This is a genomic window from Kitasatospora sp. P5_F3 (assembly GCF_054049135.1).
The window spans coordinates 1-3,446 of sequence record NZ_JBFUMY010000163.1; the positions used below are offsets into that span (position 1 = coordinate 1).

A 3,446-nucleotide genomic window follows, 5' to 3' on the forward strand; every position below is an offset into this window, starting at 1 on the left:
GGGGGGGGGTGGGCGCCGCCGCCGACTGCGCCTCGACCAGCACCGAGATGACCAGGCCGTCGTAGTTGGTGGCCGTCCTGGCCAACTGGCCGTGGCCGTCCCGCAGGGCCAGGCAGAGCCCGCAGAGGTGCGCGAGCCAGGCGGCGCGCAGCGGTTCGGGCAGGCTGTGCCGACACGGTCTGATGATCCCGAACATTCCCGTTCCCCCTGTGATCGTGGTCCGGGAGCATGGTACGGGTGGGCTCAGCCCGTCAGATAGCCGCCCGGCTCGGCGGTGAAGAGCGGGCCGTCGGGTCCGATGATCTGCCAGGGGTGCTCGGCGGTGTCCGGCGGCACGACGAGCCGGCGTCCGCTGTCGAAGGCCAGCTCGAGACCGCCCGCCGGGCTGACCACGGCGCCGGTCAGACGGCTGCCGGTCAGCACGGCCAGGCCGCGGCTCACACCGGTGCCGAGCTGGGGGTAGAAGTGCTCGACGCCCCCGACGGCCAGCAGCCGGAAGTCACTGTCGACCAGGACGGTGACCGACCCGCTCAGTTCCAGCCGTAGGCCGGTGCCGGCCCGGACCTGCTGGACCTGACGGCCCGCCAGTAGCTCGGCGATCGACTCGGTCATCCGGTGCCTCCTGGAGCTAGGAGCGCTCCTCTGGAGCTAGGTGCGCTCCTCCATTCTGGTCCGCTGACCTGCCCGCGTCACGTACCCCGGCCGGTCGGGGCAGGTTGCCGCCACCGGTTCAGCGGCCGGAGATCCGGTCGGCCAGGCGGGCGATCGGGGAGGTGGTGGCGCGACCGGCCGCCTCCTGGCGGTCGGCGGCGTGATAGGCGGCGTACAGGCTGTGCACCCCGAGCCAGCGCAGCGGTTCCACCTCCCAGCGGCGGACCGTGTGCCCCACCCAGGGGAGCGCGGTGAGCTCGGTGCGGTCGCCGAGCACCAGGTCGCGGAGGGTACGGCCGGCCAGGTTGGTGGTGGTCACGCCGCTGCCCACGTAGCCGCCGGCCCAGCCCAGGCCCGTGGCGCGGTCCAGCTCGACGGTGGCGCACCAGTCCCGGGGCACGCCCAGCACCCCGGCCCAGGCCTGGTCGATCCGGGCCTCGGCGGCGCCGGGGAAGAACCGGTGCAGGATGTCCCGGAGCTGGTCCACCGTCCGCTGCTGGGTGGAGCCGTCGGTGTCGGTGCGGGAGCCGTAGCGGTACGGCACGCCGCGCCCGCCGAGCGCGATCCGGCCGTCGGCGGTGCGCTGCGCGTACATGTAGGCGTGCGCGAAGTCGCCCAGCACCTCGTGGCCCTGCCAGCCGGTCGCCGCCCAGAACGACTCCGGCAGCGGCTCGGTGACGATCATCGCGGAGTTCATCGGCAGCCAGGTCCGCCGCTCGCCGCGCAGCCCGGCCGTGAACCCCTCGGTGGCGCGCAGCACGTAGTCGGCCGTGACCGTCCCGGCGGCCGTCTCCGCCCGGGCCCGGCGGCCGGGCCCGGCCGGGTGGATCGCCGTCACCTCGGTGTTCTCGTGGATCACCACGCCGAGCTCCTGCACCACCCGGGCCAGCCCCTGGGCCAGCTTCGCGGGCTGGATCCGGGCGCCGTGCGGCGTCCAGGTGCCGCCGAGCACGCCGTCCACCCGGACCCTGGCGGTCGCCTCGGCGGCCGAGAGTACGGCCAACTCGCTCTCGCCGAAGGCGTGTTCCTCGGCCGCGAAGGCCCGCATCCGAGTCAGCTGGGCGGGGGTTCTGGCCACCTCCAGTACGCCGCCCCGGGCAATGTCGGCGTCGATGCCCTCGGCGGCGGCGGTGTCCACCACCTCGCGTACCGAGTCGTCCATCGCCCGCTGCATCGCCTGCGCCGGCGCGGTGCCGTACCGACGGGCGAATGCGCCGCGACCGGCGAAGCCGTTGTACAGCCAGCCGCCGTTGCGGCCCGACGCCCCGTAGCCGCAGACCCGTTGCTCGAGCACCGTCACCCGCAGGCCGGGGTCGGCCTTCTTCAGGTAGTAGGCCGTCCACAGCCCGGTGTAGCCGCCGCCCACGATGCAGACGTCGACGTCCGTGCCGCCCGGCAGCCCGGGGCGGGGTGCGGGCAGTCCGATCGACGAATACCAGAACGACACACCGCCGTTGACGACGGGACTGCTGCCGTTGGAGCCCACGGGGACCTGCCTTCACTCGGTGACCTGCCCGGGAGGCTATCGCCCGACGTAAGGCCGGGACCACGGACAGAGTGCCACGCACCTCCGGCCAGGTCCGGCACTGTGTCAGGCGGGGTGGGCGGGTCGGCTACGGGCTCGGAACCCAGCCTTGGAGAGTGGGGAACACCTGCGCGGCGATCCGGAACAGCGCGGCGTCGTCGGGAGTACCGCGATCCTGGCGCCAGATGGTGATCTCGAAGGACCCGCCGTTGATGTCGGGGCTCTTCGCGACCACCAGGTGCCGGGCGATGCCACCCGTGCCGGTGGTGGTGTTCGCGCCGCTGAAGTTGAGCGCCAGGGTGTGATCGGAGTAGGTGGCCGCGGGGTGGCCGAGCAGCGAGGTCGGCTGGGGCAGCAGGCTCGCGAAGGCGGTGGCGGTCCTGACCGAGAGCAGGTGGTTGTCGGTGATCTCCACATGGGTGGTCCCGAGCTGCACCTGCGCCGAGGCGTCGTACTCCACCGTCCCGTCCGCGAAGGTCATCGGGCCGCCGCCGGACTGCGCGATCGACACGGGAGTGCCCGGCGTGCCGAGCAGCGTCGGCAGATCGGGGCGGTTCAGCGCGGCGCAGAGGGCGGGGTACTCGGGTGCGTCGGTGGCCTTGGGCGGGTAGCACTTGGCGGGCTCGGCGTCGGCCGTCGTCGGACGGAACAGGCCCGCCGCCCACATGCCCCCGAGGACGGCGGTGGCCAGCGCCAGGGCGGTGGCGGTCTGGAGGACGGCACTCCTGGCGCCCTTGCCGGACGTGTGGCCGGACGTGTGGCCGGGCGGTGCGGCGGCGACCGGCGCCGACGGTGTGTCAGTTGTCATGAAGATCCCCCTGGGTCGGTTCAGCGCAAAGGCGCGGTGACCTCGGGCGAAGGTATCAGCGGCCGTTCTGGAGCCGCAGGTGGGTTCAGGTGCACCAGAAGATGAAGCGGTTGCAGGTGGGGGAGGGCGAGGGCTGGGGCTGGGGTGTCGTCGGGTGGGCCGGGCTGGGGGCGGCCGRGGACGGGGCGGGGGACGGAGCCGGGGCCGCTGGGGTGGTGACAGTGCTGGAGGCGGGGGGAGCGGAGGAGGCGGGGGCGATGGACTGGCTGGCGCTCGGCCGGGCGCTGCTCGGCCGGGCGGTGGCCGAGGGGGAGGGCTTGATGCTGGGTGCCGCCGTCGGGGGAGCGGTGCTGGGCGTGGCGGCAGCGGAGGTCGGCCGGTCCTGACGGGGTGTGGGCTCGACCGAGGACGGGCCGGGCAGCAGCGCGAGCACCCCGGCGCCGCCGACGGCCAGGGCGAGGG

The 3,446-nt window shown here is 74.1% G+C and carries 5 protein-coding genes; 1 reads left to right on the forward strand and 4 read right to left on the reverse strand.

Translation table 11 applies throughout. The annotated features are described in order from the left end of the window. The 4 genes from ACXJMZ_RS36875 to ACXJMZ_RS36890 form a co-directional block, all read right to left on the reverse strand. The coding region (locus ACXJMZ_RS36875) for a DUF5685 family protein (protein ID WP_457034360.1) at positions 1-196 on the reverse strand (196 nt) is incomplete at its 3' end. 47 nt (positions 197-243) lie between these two features. Next, entirely contained in the window at positions 244-612 is a 369-nt protein-coding gene (locus ACXJMZ_RS36880) for a DUF6188 family protein (RefSeq protein ID WP_457034361.1), read from the reverse strand. A gap of 118 nt (positions 613-730) precedes the next feature. Further along, positions 731-2,137: an NAD(P)/FAD-dependent oxidoreductase gene (locus ACXJMZ_RS36885; RefSeq protein WP_457034362.1), complete on the reverse strand. Its 1,407-nt coding sequence runs from the start codon at positions 2,135-2,137 to the stop codon at positions 731-733. A 127-nt stretch (positions 2,138-2,264) separates the two neighbouring features. Then, a complete protein-coding gene (locus ACXJMZ_RS36890; protein ID WP_457034363.1) occupies positions 2,265-2,984 on the reverse strand; it encodes a DUF6215 domain-containing protein in 720 nt (239 codons plus the stop codon). A gap of 89 nt (positions 2,985-3,073) precedes the next feature. On the opposite strand from ACXJMZ_RS36890, the gene ACXJMZ_RS36895 reads away from it, so the two are divergent. Beyond that, the gene (locus ACXJMZ_RS36895; protein ID WP_457034364.1) at positions 3,074-3,370 is read left to right on the forward strand and encodes a hypothetical protein; all 297 of its coding nucleotides are present in this window, start codon (positions 3,074-3,076) and stop codon (positions 3,368-3,370) included. The last annotated feature ends 76 nt before the right edge of the window (positions 3,371-3,446 follow it).

Bases quoted from the DNA above. Each gene is read 5' to 3' on its own strand.
- ACXJMZ_RS36880 (WP_457034361.1), bottom strand. From the start codon at position 612: ATGACCGAGTCGATCGCCGAGCTACTGGCGGGCCGTCAGGTCCAGCAG.
- ACXJMZ_RS36890 (WP_457034363.1), bottom strand. From the start codon at position 2,984: ATGACAACTGACACACCGTCGGCGCCGGTCGCCGCCGCACCGCCCGGC.